This window comes from Methylobacterium sp. 13MFTsu3.1M2, assembly GCF_900112625.1.
In the GTDB taxonomy this organism is placed as follows: domain Bacteria; phylum Pseudomonadota; class Alphaproteobacteria; order Rhizobiales; family Beijerinckiaceae; genus Methylobacterium.
The window spans coordinates 55,373-75,167 of the sequence record NZ_FOMM01000018.1 but is presented as its reverse complement, the minus strand read 5'-3'; the positions used below and the strand labels follow the sequence as shown (position 1 = coordinate 75,167).

Here is a 19,795-nt window from a genome sequence, read left to right as displayed (position 1 = left end):
GCTCAGGTCTCCGCGCGCGGGGTCGCGCTGAGTTCGGCCCAGTCGAATTCCTCCTCCAGCAGGTAGTAGGCGTCGTCGCCGATCCGCCCCTGGCGGCGCAGGGCGAGCACCGCGTCGCGGGCGGCCTCGACGGCGCGCCGCCGCGCGGCATCCGCCGGCAGGCTCTCCGGCGCCAAGCCCTCGTCGTGCGCCTCGGCCTCCGCGAGGGCCGCGCGGAACTCGGCGCGCAGGGCGTCGGTCGCCGGCTCGTTCTCGGCGTCGGCGAGGCTCTCCAGGGCGGCCTCGTAGGCCGCCGCGCGGGCCCAACCGGTCTCCCGGCCCACCGGATCATCGTCCTCCAGCCGCAGACGGGCGAGCAGCGGCCGCAGGGTCAGGCCCTGGATAATCAGGGTGCCGAGCACCGTGACGAAGGCGGTGACCACCACGAGATCCCGGTGCGGGAACTCGGCGGGCAGCGCCAGGGCGGCCGCCACGGTGACGATCCCGCGCATGCCCGCCCACGACAGGGCGATCCCAGGGCCCAGCCGCGCCGGGGCGCCGGCCTGCCGAAGGCCGAACCCGCGGATCCCTGTGGTCGGCATCACCCAGGCGAGGCGGGTCAGGACCACGGTGGCGAAGGTCGCGCCCGCGAGGATCAGCGCCTGCCACGCGTCCGCGCCGCTCAACCGATCCCGGATCGGGTCGATCTGGATGCCGATCAGCACGAAGGCCAGGACGTTGAGCACGAACACTGCCGTGTCCCAGACCGCGTAGGAGATCACCCGGGCGCGGGGCGCGGTGACGCCGGGTGCCCGGCGGGCGACCGTCACCGCGAAGGTCACGATGGTCAGGACCCCCGACAGCTCCAGCCTCTCCGCGGCGAGCCAGATCCCGAAGGCGGCGACGAACTGGAGCACGATCGCGCTCGCCGGATCGGTCACGCGCCGGGTCACGGCCACGAACAGCAGGCCGAGGCAGGGGCCGACGACGAGGCTCGCGACCACGCCCAGGAGGAAGGCCGGCGCCACCTCCGCCGGGTGGAAGGTGCCGGCCATCGCGGCCGTCACGCCGAGCCGGTAGATCAGCAGCGAGGCCGCGTCGTTGAGCAGGCTCTCGCCGCGCAGGATCGTGGCGAGCCGGTGCGGCATCGGCGCGTGCTTGAGCACCGCCAGCGCCGCCACGGCGTCGGGCGGCGCGACCACGGCGCCGAGCACGATGCAGGCGGAGAGCGGCATGTCCGGCACGACGAGCCGCGCCACGACCGCGACCGCGACAGTCGTCACCGCCACGGCCCCGACCGCGAGCCCGAGCACCGCGCGCCAGTTCTCCTTCAGGTCCCGCACCGAGGCATCGAACCCGGCATCGAGCAGGACCGGGGCCAGGAACAGGGCGAGCGCCAGTTCGGGATCGAGCCGCAGGTTCGGGACGCCGGGCACGAAGGCGAGGCCGACGCCGCCCAGCGCCAGGAAGGCGGGATACGGCGCACCGAGCCGGCGCGCGACGCCGGCCAGGAGGACGGCGCCGAACAGGACGCCGACGACCCACTCGAAAATCAACATGCTGTTGAAAGAGGCGGAGGCCCGGGAGCGTTCCGGGTGCCGCGGTCGCAGGCCGGCTCAGTACTGCACGGTCGCGCGCAGGCCGAGCACCGCCGCGTTGCGCAGCCGGCGCCCGTCCGGACCGGCGACGCCGGCGCCCGGCCGGATGACGTACTGCGCGTCGGGCTGCACCGTGAAGCCCGGCACGACCACCGCCTGATAGGTCGCCTCGATCACCGCCTCGGCGCGGCGGCGCGGCATCGGCATCCCGGTGTAGAGGATCGTGTCCCGGTCGGCCCGCTGGGCGTCGTCGCCGATGCGGGCGTAGGCGAAGCTGAGGCCGACCGTGTCGTCGTCGCGCCCGTCGAGCAGGCCCTTGTAGGCGAGGCCGGTATCCACGTAGGCGTCGATCAGGCTGGAGCGGGTGGGCGACCACGCGGCGCGCACGAAGAAGCCCAGGCCCTCGTCGTCCTTGCCGGATTCCCGGTAGAGGGTCTGGTCGTAGATCGCGTAGAGGCCGGCATTGCCGCGCACCGGCCGGCCGATCCCGGTGGCGTTCGGGTCGGCCAGCGGCACGCCGGTGATGTCGAAGCGCAGGCTGTCGAACCGGCCGAAATGCTGCCAGCCGCCGAGGGTGATGTCCCCGGGCAATCCCCGGGCGCCGGGCGCGATGTTGTACGCGTAGGTGGCCTCGGCGATGACCAGGGCCGGATCGCGCAGGCGGAAATTCATGCCCGTCCGGTCGAGGCGCTGCGCCTCCGGATCCCGACCGGGGCGGTTCGCGCCGGCCGGATCGCCGTCGTAGAGGCCGACCTGCAGGGAAAAGCCGTTGCCCGGCACGTACTTGGCCCGGATCGCCGGCGCCGCGAGCGGGTAGGCCGGGCCGCCGCTCGGCAGGTCGAGCCCGGTGATGGCCGGCCAGCCGAAGGTCGAGTTCACGAACAGGGTCGCGGTCTGGCTGACGAAGAACTCGGTATCGGCGGCCTGCTGGCCGATACGGATCCCGAGCTTTCCGTCCATCAGGCTCTGGTCGAGCCAGAGAACGTAGAGCCGCGTCGACGGCAGCGCCTCGATGACACTCGTCGTGAGCAGGTTGCCGACATAGTAGCGCGACAGGCCGGTGCCGTGGATGAAGTAGGCGTTGGCGTGGACCGTCGCGCCCTGCCAGCCCGCGAGCCGGTCGAGGTCGAGGTTGAGGCGCAGGTTGAGGCGGTCCTCGACGATCGCGCCCTGCCGCAGGCCGCCGACCGGGTTGCCGAGCACGTCGACGATGTAGGTCAGGCTGTACTCGATGCCCCGCTCCTTCAGGACCGGGCGGATCCCCAGCGGATCGCCGAGCGGGCCGAGCGAGGGTTCGACCGAGCGGACGTAGCCGCCGGAGGCCTGGCTGGTGGTCTCCGGCTGGGAGACCGAGACGCGCGGATCGGCGCCCGCGCCCTCGAAGACCGAGGGCACGTGCTGCTGGGCCGCGGCGGGCACGGCCGAGAGGGCCAGGGCAAACGAGGCTATGAGCTTCCGGACCATGGGCCGCTTGTCGGCGACAGTACGGGCCGCAGAATAGCACGGCGTGCTGGTCGAACACGCTCGACCTTTGCAGGAGCCGCGCGCTCGCCTAACCCTGCGGCCGGTACACCACAGGACCGTCGATGCCCGAGACCCCCGTCTTCACGTCCGCCGCCGTCGCCGCGCCCCACAGCCTCGCCGCCCAGGCGGGGCAGACTGTCCTGGCGCAGGGCGGCAACGCCATCGAGGCGATGGTGGCGATGGCCGCCTCCATCGCGGTGGTCTACCCGCACATGAACGGCATCGGCGGCGACGGCTTCTGGCTGGTGCGCGAGCGCGGCGGGCGGGTGCGCGGCATCGAGGCCTGCGGTCCGGCCGGGCGCCTCGCCACGATCCCGCGCTACCGCGAGAAGGGCTATGACGCGATCCCCGCCCGCGGCCCCGACGCGATGGTGACGGTCGCCGGCGCGGTGGGCGGTTGGCGCCTCGCCCTGGAGTTGGCGCGGGCGCTGGGCGGCCGCCTCCCGCTGGAGACCCTGCTGGCCGACGCGATCGCGCAGGCGCGGGCCGGCGTCCCGGTCTCCCCGTCGGAGGCGCGCTACGTGCCCCAGGAACTCGACACCCTCCACGACGCCCCGAACTTCGCGCGGACGTTCCTGAAGGACGGCAAGCCGTTCCCGGCCGGCGAGACCCGGAGCCTCCCGCTGCTCGCCGCCACCCTGGAGCAGCTCGCCCATGCGGGCCTCGGCGACTTCTACCGCGGCGATATCGGCCGGGAGATCGCCGCCGACCTGGAGCGCCTCGGCGCGCCGGTCACCCGGGCGGATCTGGAATCCTTCGCGGCGGTCGAGCGGGCGCCCCTGTCGATCCGCCGCCGCGACGCGACGCTCTACAACTTCCCGCCGCCGACCCAGGGGCTCTCGGCGCTCCTGATCCTCGGGATCTTCGACCGTCTCAACATCGCCGAGCCCGAGACCACGGCCCATTACCACGGGCTGATCGAGGCGACGAAGCGGGCCTTCGCGATCCGCGACCGGGTGATCACCGATTTCGCCCGCCTGCGGCACGATCCCGCCACCTTCCTGACCCCGGACCGGCTCGCCCGCGAGGCCGCGCTCGTCGACATGGGCCGCGCCGCCCGGGTGCCCCTGCCCGATCCCGGTCACGGCGACACGGTCTGGATGGGCGCCATCGACAAGGACGGCCTCGCCGTCTCCTACATCCAGTCGGTCTACTGGGAGTACGGCTCCGGCACGGTCCTGCCCGCCACCTGCATCTGCTGGCAGAACCGGGGCATGTCGTTCTCCCTCGACCCGAAGGCCGTGAATCCCCTGGAGCCGGGCCGGCGCCCCTTCCACACGCTGATCCCGGCGCTCGCCGCCTTCGACGACGGGCGGGTGATGAGCTACGGCAGCATGGGCGGCGACGGGCAGCCGCAGTTCCAGGCCCAGATCTTCACCCGCTACGCCGATTACGGGATGTCGGTGGCGGACGCGGTCGACGCGCCGCGCCTGCTCTACGGGCGCACCTGGGGCGCGCCCTCCCTCAGCGTGAAGGTGGAGGATCGGTTCGATCCGGCCTGCATCGCGGCCCTCGGCCGACTCGGCCACGAGATCGAGGAACTCGGCGGCTCCTACATCGACTCGCTCGGCCATGCCGGCATGCTGGTCCGCCATCCCCGGAACGGGCGGATCGAGGCGACCCACGACCCGCGCTCGGACGGCGGCGCGCTGGGTCTCTGAGACCGTTTCCGATCGACCCTTCGGCGGCCGTCGCGCCGTTCGTCATCACGCGCGCAGCGCAGTGACCCAGGGCAGCGGGACGCCCGGGATCGTCGCGCGGGCTGGATCGCTTCGCTCCGCTCGCGAAGACGGTGAGAGCGAGCAGCGGCGCGGAACCTATCCCGCCTGGACGAGCCAGCAGGCGGCGCGCAGGCGCACGGCGCCGCCCGCCGCGTGCCGCCGGAGGGCCGCCGCCACGGCCGCCTCGGCGCGCGCCCGGAGATCCGGCGCGGCCTCGCGGACGAGATGGGAGCTCGGGCCGAGGTTCAGGGCGACGTGGGTGGCCGCCGCGACCGCCGCCGCGTCGGTCTCGCCCTGCCCGAGGACGATGTCCCGGTCGAGGGCATCGCAGGTCACGGCGTCGAACCCGGCCCCGCGCAGGAGCGCGACGAGCGGGTCGGCGTCGGCGAAGCGGAACGGACCCGGCGTGTCGGGCTGCGGCGGCGGCACCTCCGGCAGGAGCGGCAGCACCGCGTCGCGCGGCACGCCGACCCACAGGTTCTCGGCGAGGGGCCGCCAGCACAGGAAGATCATCCGGCCGCCCGGCCGGAGCATCCGGCGCACGTTGGCGAAGGCGCGGGCGGAATCCGCGAAGAACATCACGCCGAATCGCGACACGACGTGGTCGAACCGGCCGAGATCGGCCGTCTCGACATCGGCCTCGACGAACCGGAGCGACACGCTCGCGGGGGCCTCCGCCTCGGCGCGCTCCCGCCCCACGGCGAGGAGCGGCGCCGAGATGTCGGCGCCCGTCACGCTCCCGGCGGGCCCGACCCAGCGCGCGGCCTCCAGGGTCGTGGCGCCCGCGCCGCAGCCGATGTCGAGTACCGTCTCGCCCGGGGCGAGCCCCGCGCGGGCGAAGAGCGCCTCCGTCAGCGGGACGAACATCGCGTCGAGGACGGCCTGATTGCGCGCCCAGCGCGTACCGACCTCGCCGTTCCAGTACTCGGCCTGGGTGATGCCGCCCGCCATGGTGCGCTCCGTCAGGCCGTCGTCGCGGCGACCGACAGTTCCGGCTTGTGGTTGAGGGTCTGGAACACGACGCAGTAGCGCTCGGTCAGCTTCAGGAGCTGCGCGAGCTTGTCCTCCGGCGCGTCGGTGTCGAGCTGGAAGAACAGGCGGATGTTGCGGAAGCCCACCGGCGCCTCCTTGTCGACCCCGAGGGTGCCGCGGAAATCGAGGTCGCCCTCGGCGCTGACCGTGCCGGCGCGCAGCGGGATCTCCAGGGCGGTCGCCACCGCCTTGAGCGTCACGCCCGCGCAGGCGACCAGCGCCTCCAGCAGCATGTCGCCCGAGCACAGCTCCGCGCCCGAGCCGCCCGTGGCCGGATGCAGCCCGGCCTCCGCGATGGCGCGGCCCGTCTCGACCTTGCAGGCGATCTTGGTGTCGTCCAGCGTGCCCCTGGCCTTCAAGGTGATGACCGCCGCGTCCGGCGCGGTGCGGTACTTGTCCTTGATCGGAGCCTGGAGGGCTCGCAGCGCGGTGGCGTCCATGGCGTCGTCCTCTCGATGATGTCGCCCGACCTCGGGCAGCCGGATCGGGTTCTCGATGCGCGAAACGCCTTAGCAGGTTGTCGCGACGCCCTCACCGTCTTTGCGAGCGCAGCGAAGCAATCCAGCGTGGCGCCACGATCCCAGGGGTCGTGCCGCCCTGCCTAGCTTCGCTGCGCTCGCAGAGACGAACGGTGTCCGCAGCCGCTTGTTCGGCCCGCAGATATGAGAATCGGCGCGATCACCGAGAAGCGCCCGCGCTCAACCGATCAGGGCGGCCACGGCCTCCGCGAGGGCGTCGACCTGAGCCTCGTCGTGGGCGGCCGAGAAGGCGACCCGCAGCCGCGCGGTGCCGGCCGGCACGGTCGGCGGGCGGATTGCCACCACGAGGTAGCCCTGCGCCTCCAACGCCGCCGAGATGTCGAGCGCCGCCTGCGCCTCGCCGACCAGGACCGGCACGACCGCGCTCTCGGCCTCCGGCAGGCCCAGGCGGGCGGTGAAGCGCCGGGCGAGGGCGAGCGGACGGGCCCGGCGCTCTGGCTCCGCCTCCAGGATCGCCAGCGCCTCCAGGGCCGCGGCGGCCGAGGCCGGTGGCAGGCCGGTGGTGTAGACGAAGCTGCGGGCACGGCTCGTCATCAGGTCGATGACCGGGCGCGAGGCGCAGAGATAGCCGCCGTACGAGCCGAGCGCCTTCGAAAGGGTGCCCATCTCCAGGGGCGCCCGCGGTCCGTCCTCGACCACACCGATGCCGTGGGCGTCGTCCACCAGCGTCCAGGCGTCGAAGGATTCGGCGATGCCCAGGATGTCGCCGAGGGGCGCCCGGTCGCCGTCCATGCTGAACACGCGCTCGGTCAGCACGAGGGCGCGCCCGTGGTGCGGCCGGTGCTCGGCGAGCCGCGCCGCGAGGTCGCCGGGATCGTTGTGGCGGAAGGTCAGGACCCGCGCGCCCGAGAGCCGCGCGCCCGCCCACATGCAGGCGTGGGACAGCTCGTCGAGCAGGACGAGGTCGCCCCGCCCGGCGAGCGCCGGGGTGATGCCGAGATTGGCGAGGTAGCCGCTGCCGAAGACCAGGGCGGCCTCCGTGCCCTTGTGGCGCGCGAGGCCGGTTTCCAGGGCGCCGAGATAGGGGTGGTCGCCGGTCACGAGCCGCGACCCGCCCGCCCCCGCGCCGTGGCTCGCGACCGCGGCCTGGGCTGCCGCGATCACCCGCGGGTGATGCGAGAGGCCGAGATAGTCGTTGCACGAGAAGGAGACGAGCGCCCGTCCCCGCCGCGCCGCCGCGGCGCCGGCGCCGCGCTCCGTCGGCACCAGCTTGCGGCGCAGGCTGCCGGCCTCGAGGGCGTCGAGTTTCCCGGTGGCGAAGGCGTCGAGGCTGTCCATGGAGACGGGGATGGGCGGTGCCGCGCGGACAATGTCAAGCGGCGGGTGCCGGTCCTTGACCCCCGTCCGAGGCCACATCATGCCAGGCGCATGACCCTCGCAACGCCCGCAGGCCATCTCTGGCGGCCCTACACGCAGATGCGCCGCGCGGCGCCGCCCCTGGAGGCGGTCGCGACCCAGGGCACCCGCATCCGCCTCGCCGACGGGCGCGAGCTCGTGGACGGCATCGCCTCCTGGTGGACCGCGGTGCACGGCTACAATCACCCACACATAGCGGGCGCGGTGGCCGACCAGCTCGCGCGCATGCCCCACGTGATGTTCGGCGGCCTCACCCACGCGCCGGCGGAGGCCCTGGCCCGGCGGCTCGCCGCCCTGCTGCCGGGCGATCTCGACCACGTCTTCCTCAGCGATTCGGGCTCGGTCGCCGTCGAGGTCGCGCTCAAGATGGCGGCGCAGATGTGGATCAACCGCGGGGTCAGCGGGCGGACGAAGGTCCTCGCGTTCCGCGGCGGCTACCACGGCGACACGATGGGGGCGATGTCGGTCTGCGACCCCGAGGAGGGCATGCATCGCCGCTTCGGCGCCTACCTGCCGGGCCAGATCTTCTGCGACCTGCCGCGCAGCGCGGCCGAGACCGCGGCGCTCGACGTGGCCCTGGCGGCCCATCGCGACACCCTGGCGGCGGTGATCGTCGAGCCGCTGGTCCAGGGTGCCGGCGGGATGCGGACGCACCCGCCGGAGGTGCTGGCGACGGTCGCCGGGCTGGCGCGCCGCCACGGGCTGCCGCTCATCGCCGACGAGATCTTCACCGGCTTCGGGCGCACCGGCAGCCTGTTCGCCTGCGAGCAGGCGGGGATCGTGCCCGACATCCTGTGCCTGTCGAAGGCGCTCACGGGCGGCACGATGGCGCTCGCCGCCACGATCGCCCGCACGGAGGTGTTCGCGGAGTTCTGGTCCGAGGATCCGGCGGCGGCGCTGATGCACGGCCCGACCTTCATGGCCAATCCCCTCGCCTGCGCGGCGGCCAATGCCAGCCTCGACCTGTTCGAGACCGAGCCGCGCCTGAGCCAGGCTCGCGCCATCGCGGAGCGCCTCGCCGCGGGGCTGGAGCCGCTGCGGCGTGTGTCCGGCGTGGCCGATGTCCGGGTCCTCGGGGCCATCGGCGCGGTCCAGTTCGCGCGGGCGCCCGATCTGGCCGTTCTGAAGGCGGAACTGCTCGCCCGCGGCGTCTGGGTGCGGCCCTTCGGCGACATCGTCTACCTCACCCCCGCGCTCACGATCGGTGCGGCCGATCTCGACCGGCTCGTCGAGGCCGTCGCCGGGGTGGTGACCGAGCTGGCGCCGGCATCGACATGAGGGCCGCGCGTTCCACTTTCCCGTGACGAGCCCCCGTGCCGGCCTGCAACCCGGGACCGTTTCTGCCGTTGGGCCTACGGCTGGAGATGCGTGCGGCGGCCCGCGCGGCCGGGTGCTGCCGAAGGGAGTACACAGTGGCGAGCGAGCAGACGGGTTCGAGCGGCGATCGGCCGGTAATCCTCCTCGTCGAGGACGAGGCGCTGACGATCATGGACCTCGGGGACGTGCTGGAGGAAGGCGGCTACGACACCGTCCAGTGCGCCTCGGCCGAGCGGGCGCTCAGCATCCTGCAGGCGCGCCCGGACATCTGCGGGCTGGTCACGGACGTGCAGCTCTCGGGCAAGACCGACGGCTTCGACCTCGCGAGCTCCGTGGCCGAGGCGCGGCCGCAATTGCCGATCCTGATCGTGTCCGGGCGCGCGGCCCCGGACCCGGCCCGCATGCCCGAGCATGCCGAGTTCATCGCCCGTCCCTGCACCGGCGAGGACATCTTGGACCGTCTCCAGCGTCTCATGCACTGCTGAGCGGGCCTCCGCGCCAGCCCCGTCATCGCACCGTCACCGGTCGGCGCCACAGGGACCTGGGCGGCCGCTTGATGGGGGTGGACGGTGCAGATTCAGGATCGTCCGGCGGCCGCCGGCTCTAATTCGGGCGCTCCGGTGGGCGACAAGCAGAAGCGCGATCATCAGGACGAGGCCGCGTTGCTTGGCCTCCCGTCCAAGAAGCTGAGGCCACCCGGCGTGCGCAGCGTCGGCTGGGCGCTGGTGCAGGCGGCGCGCCTGCACCGGGCACGGACCGGCGACCGTCTGGCCAAGCTCGGCCTGTTCGCCGGCCAGGAGCAGGTGGTGCAGGCGCTCGCCGCGGCCGGCACGATGACGATGGGCGATCTCGCCGCCCTGCTGCGCGTCCGGCCGCCCACCGCCTCCAAGACCGTCACGCGGCTCGCGGCCCTCGGCATCGTCGAGCGCCGGGCCGAATCGGGCGATGGCCGCGTGGTGCGGGTCCAGCTCACGGAGACCGGCAGGGCCAAGGCCGAGGCCATCGAGCGGATCCAGGAGGAGGTCGAGGCCGAGTTGCTCGACCACCTCGACAAGACCGACCGCCGCCGCCTCCGGAAGCTCCTGCGGAAGGCGGCCCGCGGCCTCGCGGAGGCGGCCGGCGCATCCGGTCAGACGACCGAGGCGGATGCCGAGATCGAGGCCGAGGACGAGGCGGAAGCGTTGGCGACCTGACCGTCGCCCTCAGGCCGCGCGGCGCCAGGCCGGGAACGGGTCCGGCAGGCTGCGATAGGGCGCGGGATCGAACGGCGCCCGGTCCGCGCCGGTCTCGAGCAGGCAGGCGTCCAGCGCTGCCGTGAGCGCCGCGGCGTCCATGCCGGTGCCGATGAAGACCAGCTCCTGGCGCCGGTCGCCCCAGACCTCGCTCCAGACGTCCCGGAGCCGCGCCTGGAACTCGGGCGCCTCCGGCCAGCGCCGCCGCGGCACGGCCGACCACCAGAACCCCATCGCCGAGACCCGGGCCACAGCGCCCGCCAGGGAGAACTCGCCGACCCAGTCCGGCCGGGTCGCGAGCCAGAAATGGCCCTTCGCGCGGATCAGACCCGGCCACGTGGCGTTGACGAAGGCGTTGAAGCGCTCCGGGTCGAAGGGCCGCCGGGCTCGGTAGACGAAAGAGGCGATGCCGTACTCCTCGGTCTCCGGCACGTGCGCGTGGGCGCCGTAGAGCTCCTTGAACCAGAGCGGGTGCTGCTGCGCCTTCTCCTCGTCGAAGAGGCCGGTGTCGAGGATCTCGGCGAGCGGCGCGCGCCCGTGATCGGTCTCGAGGATGCGGGCATCGGCGTTCAGGCCGCGCACGACGGAGCGCACCAGCGCGAGGTGCTCGGCCGGCACGTCGCGCGCCTTGTTGATGACCACCACGTCGGCGAACTCGATCTGCTCCACGAGCAGGTCCACGAGCGTGCGCGTGTCCTCGGCGCCCGCCGTCTCGCCGCGCTCGCGCAGGAAGGCCGACGAGCCGTAATCCTTCAGCAGGTTCACGGCGTCGACCACCGTGACCATCGTGTCGAGCCGGGCGAGATCCGACAGGGAGCGGCCGGCCTCGTCGCGGAACGAGAAGGTCGAGGCGACCGGCAGCGGCTCGGCGATGCCGGTCCCCTCGATCAGCAGGTAGTCGAACCGCCCCGTCTCCGACAGCCGCCGGACCTCGGCGAGCAGGTCGTCGCGCAGGGTGCAGCAGATGCAGCCGTTGGTCATCTCGACGAGCGTCTCGTCGGTCCGGGACAGGTCGGCGCCCCCGGCGCGGACCAGATCCGCGTCGATGTTCACCTCGCTCATGTCGTTGACGATCACCGCGACGCGGCGGCCGTCGCGATTGGTGAGCACGTGATTGAGAAGTGTCGTCTTCCCGGCCCCGAGGAAGCCGGACAGGACGGTGACGGGAAGGCGGGTGTCGCGCTGAGTCATGACGCGATCAAAATGTTATAACGTTTCAAAGTCAACCGGCGTCTTGAGCTTGTGCGGGCGCGCCGCCCGGATCGCTGTTGCAACGATGTAACGTTTCTCGGCCGTGTCCGACACCGGCGGGATTAACGCTTGCACCGGACCGAGGCACCGCAACAATGAAACGATATAACACTGTGTGAGTCTCGATGCTTCCCTCGCGCCGCTTCGGCTTCCTCGCCAGCACGGTCCTGTCGTCGACCGTCTGCGCCGGCCTCCTCACGCCCTCCGCCGCGCGGGCGCAGCAGGCCGTCGCCCTCGACGAGATCAGCGTCACCAGCCCGAGCCCGATCCAGCCGTCGCGCGGCGCGGTCGCGGCGGATGCGGCGGTGCCGATCGGCGTCCTGCCGGTGGCGACCAACACGTTCTCACCGGTGACGGTGGTGACCCAGGACCAGATCGCGCGCGACCAGCCCCGGACCCTGGGCGACGCCCTGTTCGACCGTCCGGGCATCTCGGGCACGACCTACGCGCCGGGTGCGGCCTCGCGACCGATCATCCGCGGCCTCGACAATGCCCGGGTGCGGATCCAGGAGAACGGCATCGTCAACGGCGGCGTGTCCGACCTCGGCGAGGATCACGCCGTGCCGGTGAACCCGCTGGTCTCCGACCGGATCGAGGTGATCCGCGGTCCCGCGACCCTGCGCTACGGCTCGGGGGCCATCGGCGGCGTCGTCTCGGCCGACAACAACCGGGTCCCGACCTTCATCCCGGCGAACGGGGTGCAGGGGCAGGTCACCAGCGGCTTCTCCAGCGTGGATAACGGCCGGCTCGGGGCCGCCACGGTGGACGCCGGCGGCGACGGCATCGCGGTCCACGCCGACGGCTTCAAGACCGCCAACGACAGCTACGCGATCCCCGGCGGGATCCAGCGCAACTCGTACAACGAGTCGCAGGGCGGCGCGGTCGGCATCTCGGCGATCGGCGACCGCGGCTTCGTGGGCATCTCCTTCAGCCACTACGACGCGGTCTACGCGATCCCCGGCGGCGTGGCCGAGCAGGACCGGACCCGCCTGACCCCGAACCAGGACCGGGTCCTGTCGCGGGGCGAGTACCGTCCGCTCGACGGGCCCTTCGAGGTGATCCGCTACTGGGCGGGCTACTCGGTCTACCGCCACAACGAGGTCGGGATCGGCGACGACGGGATCGAGGGCGTCCAGGCGATCTTCAAGAACCGCGAGGCCGAGGGACGCCTGGAACTCCAGCACGTCCCGGTCATCACGGAGTTCGGCAGGCTCACCGGCGCTCTGGGCTTCCAGTCGGACCGGCGCGTGATCAACACGCAACTCGAATCGTTCCTGCCGAAGACGGAGTCGCGCGCGAACGCGGTATACCTCTTCGAGGAGCTGGAACTGCGCCCGGGCACGCGGCTGCAGGCGGCCGGGCGCTACGAGGTCGACCGGCTCTCGAGCACGGCGGCGCAGTTCCCCGCCGACTACGTGCCGGTCGACGGACAGGAGCCGTTCCAGTACGCGCGCACCCGGCGCTTCGCCCCGAAGAGCGCCAGCATCGGCGCCCTGCAGGACCTGCCTTACGGCTTCGTGGCGAGCCTCACCGGCTCCTACGTCGAGCGCGGGCCCACGGGCTATGAGCTGTTCTCGCAGGGCCCGCACGACGCCACCGCGACCTTCGAGATCGGCAACCCGAACCTCAAGAAGGAGCGAGCCCGGACCGTCGAGGCCAGCATCCGGCGGGCCGAGGGGCCCTTCCGTCTGGACGCCACCGGCTACTTCACCCGCTACACCGGCTTCATCTACCGGAACTACACGGGTCTGACCTGCGACGACGACTTCGCCTCCTGCGGCGTCGGCACCGACAACCGGCAGATCGTCTACCAGCAGCAGAACGCGACCTTCTACGGCGCCGAGATCATCGGCCAGTACGACCTCGTGCCGGTGGGCAACGGCTTCGCCGGCGTCGAGGCGCAGTTCGACTTCGTCCGCGCCCAGTTCGACAACGGCGCGAACGTGCCGCGCATCCCGCCCTACCGGCTCGGCGGCGGCGTCTACCTGCGGGCCGACGGATGGTTCGCGCGGGTGAACCTGCTCCACGCCTTCAGCCACGACGCCACGGCGGTGTACGAGACGCCGACCCCCGGCTACGACGACCTGCGCGCCGAGCTGAGCTACACCAAGGCCGTCGATCCCGCGGTCTACGGGGCGAGCGCGATCACCCTCGGCCTCCAGGGCCGCAACCTCCTGAACGACGATATCCGCAACTCGACCTCGTTCAAGAAGGACGAGATCCTGCTGCCGGGGCGGAACGTGCGGCTGTTCCTGACGGCGCGGTTCTAGGGTCGGACATCAGGCCGCGTGATCGTGATGATGCTCGAGAGGGATGGATCATCGCCGGTCCGCTTCCGGACGGCGTTGTTTGGCCGGGCGCCGCTGCTCCGCCCCTTGTCCCCCGTCTAACCTGTTGTGAAGGTAGATTATATACAATAAACGCCGGGGTTCCCGATCTTCGCCACCGGGTGGCGACAGGGGTGCCCAGGCGGCGGATGCAACCGTTTTTCTCGACAGATGGGATTCATCCCAGAAACGCGGTCCGCCAATGGCGGGAACTAGTCTGCGAGCGGCTCGTGCCTGCCGAGATCGAGACGCCGGACGGTCTCCCGTTCCAGGGACGGCTGGACGTGACGTGTATCGGCGCGATGCCGATCTCGCATTTCTGGCACACAACCGTGCGGACCAGAATCACGGACGCCGAAGCGCGACGCCGCGGGAACCCCGATCGGGTTTTCGTGCTCCTGAAGCTGTCCGGACGGGATACAATCCAGCAGCTTGACCGGGAGGCGAAGACCAAGCCGGGCGACCTCATCTTGCTCGACTCGAGTTCATCCGTGATGGAGGCGGAGACCGGCGACTCCTTGGTCATCGATCTGCCGCGCCAGCGTTTTGAGACCGTTCTGGGCCCGTCCCGGCTCTACACCGCGCTCACGGCCGCAGCGGACCTCGCCTCGACGACCCTGACGGGCTCGTACCTTCAGGAACTCGTCCGGGTCAGCGATCGCCTCACCCCTGACGCGGCCGAGCGCATGGCATCGATCGGCGTCGACCTGATCGTGGCGAGCCTCGCCGAACGGATGGCGCAGGAGGTACCCCGTTCCATCCACGGCAACGTCACGGTCCAGCGCGCCAAGGCCTATGTCGAGGCGAACCTGAGCGACCCGAACCTGGACCCGCCCCGGCTCGCCGCCGCGATGGGCGTGTCGTTGCGGCGGCTGCAGGAGCTGTTTCATGAGCGCGGCCGGCACATCTCCGACTACATCTGGGGACGCCGACTGGAGGTGGCAGCCAAACGCCTGACCGACCCGGCCTGCGCCGCCCTGTCGATCGGCCTGTTGGCTTATGGCTGCGGCTTCAGCAGCCAGGCGCATTTCGCGCGCCGCTTCAAGGATCGCTACGACGTGAGCCCCCGTGAATACCGACAGGCGCACAGGCCGGACGTGGAGGTATCTGCGTCCGCCTCCGGTCTGTCGTCCTGATGCGCAGCACGACCGGATCGGAAGCCACCGCCGGGCCGATCTCGACCGCTCGACAGCACACGCTGAAACCGACCTCAGGCGGACAGCGTCCGACGCAGCCTGCGCCAGCCCGCCACGATCCCGGTGACCGCGATGCCCGCCGCCAGGAGATTCAGGACCCACTGGGCCGTATCGTGCAGGGGGCGGTTGCCGGTGAGCCCCGGCAGGTCGAGCCGGTGCGCGGCGTCGAACAGCCAGCGGTTGATCCGGCCCGAGCGGTCCAGGCGCTGGAGGATCGTGCCGTCCCTGGGATCGACGTGGAGCCACGTGGCGGCCGCGTCGCCGAAGCGCAGGCGCAGCACCGGAAGCGGCCGTGGGTCGGCCCCGTGGGGATACCAGTAGGCGTCGTAGGCGTATAACGGGCGGATCGACCGGAGGGGACCGTCCGCGAAACCATCTGCCGCGGCCGCCGCGATGCTGCGCGCGTCGAGGGCGGTCGCGCCGTCCGCTGCGACCGTCCGGAGGCCGTCCGCCGTCTCGGCGACGATCCACCAGCGTCCGCCGATGGCGGCGAAGCGCAGGGTGCGCGTATCCGGCACGGCGCCATCGCGAAGCCGGTGCGGATCGAGGCCGAGCGCCGGCGGGGTTCCGGCATAGGCGGCGCGCAACGCTACCGGCGGGCTGGTCGCGCTGAACCAGCGGTTCGGGTTCATGGAGATCCAGCCGCTGACGATGAACGTGCTCAAGCCGAGGCCCCCCGCGAGGCCGAGCAGGTGGTGCCAGCGCGCCAGCCCGCGATAGGGCGTGACCGCCCCGGCCGCGTAGCGCCGCCGAAGGCGCAGGCGCCAGATCCCGATCGCGCCTCCACTCAGCGCGCCGAGGGCGGCGAAACCCGAGAGCCACAACAGGATCGTCCGCCACAGCTCCGGCCGGGCCCGCAGCGGCGTGAGGTAGATCCAGTGCGCCACCGAACCCACCCAGTTCCAGCCCCGCTCGAAGCGTGTCGTGTCGAGGGCGATCTCGCCGGTCACCGCAGACACGTAGAGCTCGGTCCCCGCGGCGTCGCCGAGGGCCACCTTCAGGAAGGGCCGGAGCGGGTCGTAGCGGGCCGTGACGGTCCACTGGTCGCGCGCGACCAACTCGGACTGCGCAGCCGGAGCACCACCGGCCGCGACACGCAGCGCGTCTGCGGGTGTCAGCGGGACGAGCCGCGCGCCGGTCCGTGCCGAGACCGTCACCCGGGCGCCGTCGTGGCCGGCGATCCGGTAGACCGGCTCGTCGCCCCGCATCTCCAGGCCGAAGGCGGCCGGCACGCCGGCGAGCCCGCCGGCCCGCAGCGCCGCGTCCGGCGCGACCGCGACCTGATCCCAGGCGATCGGGGCGAGCCGCGACAGCCGCTCGGCCCCGGTGAGCGCCGGGAACGGCACGTAGAGCATCACCAGCCCGGAGCCGATCCACAGCGCGAAGAACAGCCCCGCGGCGATCCCGGCCCAGCGGTGGAACAGGAGCAGCCAGCGCCGTCCCGCCTTGCCGAGCCGGCGCGGCAGGCTCACCACGTCACCGTGTAGGCGACCTCGACCGAGCGCGGGCGCCCGAGCAGCCAGTTGGTCCCGACCCCGTTCACGGCGTTGCCCGAGATCGCGTAGACCTTGTCGAACAGGTTGTAGACCCGCACGGACAGGCGCGAATCCGCCGTCACCTGATGGTCCAGGACCGCGTTGACGAGGTTGTAGGCGGGGCGCCGCGCCGTGTTGCCGAAGTCGCTGTAGACCTGCCCGACGTTCTGCAGTCCGACCCGCGCGGTCCAGTCGCGGGTGACGTCCCAGGTCAGCCAGAGGTTGGCCACGCGCTCGGGCACGTCGATCGGCTGGTTGCCGGCATACGAGACGGTGGCGCCGTTCACCGTCTGGTCGAACCGGTCGTACTGCGCGTGGAGGAGCGCGAGGTTGCCGTCGAGCCGCCAGCCCGGCGCGAAGCGCCAGCCGAGCGCCAGCTCGAAGCCCTGCGAGGACTGGCTCCCCACCTGCGTGGACAGCGTCGGCTGGCCGGGGATCGCCGAGATCAGGTTGTCCTTGACGATCCGGTAGCCCGCGACGGTCCATTCGAGGGCGCCGTCGAAGGCCAGCCCCTTGGCGCCGATCTCGACCTGATCGCCGGTCGCGAGCTTGAAGCCCGCCAGCGACTGCGACAGCGTGATCAGGCTGTTCACCGGGTCGGTGGCGAAGCTGTACTGGGCGTAGAGCGCGCTGTCCGGCGTCGGGTTGTAGACGAGGCCGAACCGGTAGCCGAGCGCCCGATAGGTCTTCTCGAACCGCGATCCCGTCTGCAGGTCCTCGCGGTTCAGCGTCGGCACGTCGAGGCGCACGCCCGTGAGGAACGACAGCTTGTCCGACAGGATCACCCGGTCCTCGGCGAAGACCGAGGCCTGGCTCGTCTGCGTCGCGTAGGCCGGGCGCGCCCGGCCGTTCTGCGGGAACAGGCCCGGATCGTAGCCGGTGAGCGGCACGCTCGTCGTCTGGTCGAAGTAGAAGTTATTGGTGTGACGGAAGTCGATGTGATTCACGTCGAAGCCGGCCACGAACTGGTTCGGCAGCCCGAACAGGCTGCCCCGGAACGTCGCGTCGAGGCGGTCTCCGACCTGCTCCTGGCTGTGGTAGATCTCCAGGTAGTCGCCCCGGTCCACGAGCCCGGTGCCGCGGTTGTAGCTGTACTGCTCGACGTCGAGCCAGTGGCGCCGGCTGGTCAGCCGGTAGGCGGTGTTGCGGATCGTGATGTCGGCCGAGGGGGACCACTCGGTCTTGAGCTGGGTCCAGTTGTCGGCCCAGGTGATCTTCGCGTCGCGGACGTTGTAGTTGTTGAACCGGATGAGATCCGGGATCCGTCCCTCGACCAGCGGGGTGCCCCAGTAGCGGGCGGGCTCCTGGTAGCCGAGATCGTGGCTCAGGGTGAAGGCGAGGTCGGCGCTCGGCCGGAACAGCAGGGCGGCGGAGACCGCGAGGTTGCGGAAATCGCCCTCCGGCCGCATCCAGCCGTCGGCGCGATTGCCGCTGACGTTGAGGCGGTACGCGAAGGTGTCGCCGTACTCCGCCTGCCCCAGCGGGCCACCGGAATCGAGGGCGAGCCGCGCGACACCGTCGGTGCCGATGACCGCGCGGGCGGCGTTGATCGGCACGAAGACCGGCTTCTTGGGCACCACGTTGATGACGCCGCCGATGGCGCCGTCGCCGTAGAGCACCGAGGACGGCCCGCGCAGCACCTCGATCCGCTCGACGTTCCACGTGTCGAACGGGAAGGTCACGGTGTTGGCGCCGACGTAGAAGCGCGTGCCGTCGTATAGCTGCTGGATCGAGTTCGGGCCGGCGAAGCCGCGGGACGTGAACGCGCCGTTGCCGTTGCCGGGCGCCGCGATGGTGGTGATGCCGGTCGCGTCCTGAGTCACGGCCTCGGCGATCGTGTCCTGGCCGCGCAGCCGCGCGGTCTCGCCCGACACGATGTCGAGGCTGGCCGGCGTCTCCAGCGGCGTCAGGCCGAGGCGGCTCGCGGTCCGGTCGGGCGTGCGCAGGTTGAGCCCGTTCGGCGGGAGGCGGCCCGGGTCGCCGCCCGCGCCCGCGACCGACAGCTCATCCAGCGTGACCGCCTCCTGTGCGGCGGCCGGACTGGCGAGGAGCGCGAGGAGAACGCCGCAGAGGGGGGCCCGCCCGCCGGGGCGGGAGCGATGGGTCGATGGAGACATGGGGAAAGTGGTCCGTGCACGGCGCGCGCCGGCCCCCGCGTCCTACAAGCATTGTAATAACATTACAATGCGCCCGCTGTCCGGTAGCCTCTGCCCGTGCGGGCGCGCGACGGCGTCCTGCCACAGGGCTCAAGGGAGTCGGGACAGCGGAAACGGGCATGGGGAACGGCGTCGCGGGCGCGCTTGCTGTGGCACGTCACCGCGAACGAGGCCTCGGCGGCCGCCTCCCCTCGGGACTGGCGGCGCCTCGACACCCGCCAGGACACCCCGCCCGGCGCGTTTCGCGTGTGACCACGGCTGACGGCAGGTCTCCTGGCTCGCGGGTCGCCGCCCTCGCACCGTCTTCCCGGGGTGACCCAGTGACGTGGTGGTGAAGGGCTCGCCGCTTACAGTTGCGGGGGCAGCCGCGGCTTCGGGGCGAACCCCTCACCGCGTTCCCTTTTGATCCCCGAGGGGAACCGTCGAACACAGCTTGGCCGTAGCGGGGGCGGGCGTCAACCGTGTGTCCGGTTGTTGCCGTGGATCGGCGCGCTGTGCGCCGGTCCGTTGCGGCCTCGCCGACGACGGGCTAGCCCCTGCGGGATGACGGTCTGGCGGCCCCCTGCGGAGATACGCGTGAAGGCACTGGGTCTGCCCCGGCGCGGCAACAGCCTGCTCGTGGCCGAGGTCCGCGCGGATGACGGGCGGCTGAAAGGCGTCCGGCCGCTCGGCGGCAGCGTCGCGTTCGGCGAGCGGGTCGAGGACGCCCTGATCCGGGAGTTCCGAGAGGAGCTCGGCGTCACCGTCTCGGTGCTCGGCGGCCCCCGCGTCATGGAGAACATCTTCACGCACGAGGGGCAGGTCGGGCACGAGGTGCTGTTCCTGTTCCCCGTCGCCCTGCCGCCGGGGCGGTTCGACGGGCAGGAGCGATTCGTGTTCCACGAGGATTCCGGCACCGCCTGCGTGGCGCGGTGGTGCGATCTGGACGGGCTCGACGTGCCGGGCGGTCCCGACCTCTTCCCCGCCGGCCTGAAGGCCCGCCTCCGCGACGCGTGGCGCGCGGAGCCCTGACGGACCGGGCCGGCCCACCGC

At 72.1% G+C, this 19,795-nt stretch carries 15 protein-coding genes and 1 riboswitch; of the genes, 7 read left to right on the top strand and 8 right to left on the bottom strand.

Features of this window, described 5'->3' with window-relative positions; genetic code table 11:
- Positions 1-2 precede the first annotated feature (2 nt).
- Together BM314_RS18700 and BM314_RS18695 are read right to left on the bottom strand one after the other, a co-directional pair.
- Positions 3-1,538, bottom strand: a complete 1,536-nt coding sequence (locus tag BM314_RS18700; protein ID WP_042674088.1) for a cation:proton antiporter — start codon at positions 1,536-1,538, stop codon at positions 3-5.
- Positions 1,539-1,595: 57 nt separating this feature from the next.
- Positions 1,596-3,041 carry a carbohydrate porin gene (locus tag BM314_RS18695; protein ID WP_091979475.1) on the bottom strand — a complete coding sequence of 482 codons (1,446 nt, stop codon included), beginning with the start codon at positions 3,039-3,041 and terminating at the stop codon, positions 1,596-1,598.
- Positions 3,042-3,163: 122 nt separating this feature from the next.
- Here BM314_RS18695 and BM314_RS18690 point away from each other — a divergent pair, with 122 nt between their 5' ends.
- The gene (locus BM314_RS18690) at positions 3,164-4,762 is read left to right on the top strand and encodes a gamma-glutamyltransferase family protein (RefSeq protein WP_091979473.1); all 1,599 of its coding nucleotides are present in this window, start codon (positions 3,164-3,166) and stop codon (positions 4,760-4,762) included.
- A gap of 156 nt (positions 4,763-4,918) precedes the next feature.
- On the opposite strand, the gene BM314_RS18685 is transcribed toward BM314_RS18690, so the two are convergent.
- The 3 genes from BM314_RS18685 to BM314_RS18675 form a co-directional block, all read right to left on the bottom strand.
- Positions 4,919-5,773, bottom strand: a complete 855-nt coding sequence (locus BM314_RS18685) for a class I SAM-dependent methyltransferase (protein ID WP_091979472.1) — start codon at positions 5,771-5,773, stop codon at positions 4,919-4,921.
- 11 nt (positions 5,774-5,784) lie between these two features.
- On the bottom strand, positions 5,785-6,294 hold the full coding sequence (locus BM314_RS18680) for an OsmC family protein (protein WP_091979470.1): 510 nt from the start codon (positions 6,292-6,294) through the stop codon (positions 5,785-5,787).
- A 258-nt stretch (positions 6,295-6,552) separates the two neighbouring features.
- Entirely contained in the window at positions 6,553-7,671 is a 1,119-nt protein-coding gene (locus BM314_RS18675; protein ID WP_091979469.1) for an aminotransferase class I/II-fold pyridoxal phosphate-dependent enzyme, read from the bottom strand.
- 90 nt (positions 7,672-7,761) lie between these two features.
- Between BM314_RS18675 and BM314_RS18670 the strand changes: the two genes are divergently transcribed.
- The 3 genes from BM314_RS18670 (at position 7,762) to BM314_RS18660 (ending at position 10,259) form a co-directional block, all read left to right on the top strand.
- Positions 7,762-9,027 carry an adenosylmethionine--8-amino-7-oxononanoate transaminase gene (locus tag BM314_RS18670; RefSeq protein ID WP_091979467.1) on the top strand — a complete coding sequence of 422 codons (1,266 nt, stop codon included), beginning with the start codon at positions 7,762-7,764 and terminating at the stop codon, positions 9,025-9,027.
- Between the two features lie 134 nt (positions 9,028-9,161).
- The gene (locus BM314_RS18665; protein ID WP_020093672.1) at positions 9,162-9,551 is read left to right on the top strand and encodes a response regulator; all 390 of its coding nucleotides are present in this window, start codon (positions 9,162-9,164) and stop codon (positions 9,549-9,551) included.
- A 135-nt stretch (positions 9,552-9,686) separates the two neighbouring features.
- A complete protein-coding gene (locus BM314_RS18660; protein ID WP_244539976.1) occupies positions 9,687-10,259 on the top strand; it encodes a MarR family winged helix-turn-helix transcriptional regulator in 573 nt (190 codons plus the stop codon).
- Between the two features lie 9 nt (positions 10,260-10,268).
- On the opposite strand, the gene zigA is transcribed toward BM314_RS18660, so the two are convergent.
- On the bottom strand, positions 10,269-11,489 hold the full coding sequence (gene zigA / locus BM314_RS18655) for a zinc metallochaperone GTPase ZigA (RefSeq protein WP_091979464.1): 1,221 nt from the start codon (positions 11,487-11,489) through the stop codon (positions 10,269-10,271).
- Between the two features lie 185 nt (positions 11,490-11,674).
- Between zigA and BM314_RS18650 the strand changes: the two genes are divergently transcribed.
- Positions 11,675-13,819, top strand: coding sequence for a TonB-dependent receptor (locus BM314_RS18650; protein ID WP_170868143.1), 2,145 nt, complete (start codon positions 11,675-11,677; stop codon positions 13,817-13,819).
- Positions 13,820-14,106: 287 nt separating this feature from the next.
- Positions 14,107-15,012 (top strand): helix-turn-helix domain-containing protein, encoded by a 906-nt coding sequence (locus tag BM314_RS18645; protein WP_244539975.1) that lies wholly within the window; start codon positions 14,107-14,109, stop codon positions 15,010-15,012.
- Between the two features lie 74 nt (positions 15,013-15,086).
- On the opposite strand, the gene BM314_RS18640 is transcribed toward BM314_RS18645, so the two are convergent.
- A complete protein-coding gene (locus tag BM314_RS18640; RefSeq protein WP_091979461.1) occupies positions 15,087-16,547 on the bottom strand; it encodes a peptidase in 1,461 nt (486 codons plus the stop codon).
- Positions 16,541-18,724 (bottom strand): TonB-dependent receptor, encoded by a 2,184-nt coding sequence (locus tag BM314_RS18635; RefSeq protein WP_091979460.1) that lies wholly within the window; start codon positions 18,722-18,724, stop codon positions 16,541-16,543. The genes BM314_RS18640 and BM314_RS18635 overlap by 7 nt, the downstream gene beginning before the upstream one ends.
- 284 nt (positions 18,725-19,008) lie before the next feature.
- Positions 19,009-19,202: riboswitch (cobalamin riboswitch) on the bottom strand.
- A gap of 104 nt (positions 19,203-19,306) precedes the next feature.
- Between BM314_RS18635 and BM314_RS18630 the strand changes: the two genes are divergently transcribed.
- Entirely contained in the window at positions 19,307-19,774 is a 468-nt protein-coding gene (locus BM314_RS18630; protein ID WP_091681320.1) for an NUDIX hydrolase, read from the top strand.
- Positions 19,775-19,795: the final 21 nt, after the last annotated feature.